Annotated in this window: 1 rRNA gene; it reads right to left on the bottom strand. The window is 55.6% G+C overall.

Going from position 1 to position 232, the window contains the following annotated elements:
- Positions 1–232: ribosomal RNA gene (locus BHE89_RS03275) — 16S ribosomal RNA — on the bottom strand; the annotation flags it as partial.

Here is a 232-nt window from a genome sequence, read left to right as displayed (position 1 = left end):
CCCCAGGCGGTCGATTTAACGCGTTAGCTCCAGAAGCCACGGTTCAAGACCACAACCTCTAAATCGACATCGTTTACAGCGTGGACTACCAGGGTATCTAATCCTGTTTGCTCCCCACGCTTTCGCACCTGAGGCGTCAGTCTTTGTCCAGGGGGCCGCCTTCGCCACCGGTATTCCTCCACATCTCTACGCATTTCACCGCTACACGTGGAATTCTACCCCCCCCTCTACA

Origin of the sequence: Shigella sp. FC1967 (genome assembly GCF_001743005.1) — a bacterium.
Taxonomy (GTDB): Bacteria; Pseudomonadota; Gammaproteobacteria; order Enterobacterales; family Enterobacteriaceae; genus Proteus.
This window is presented reverse-complemented; position numbering and strand designations above follow the sequence as displayed.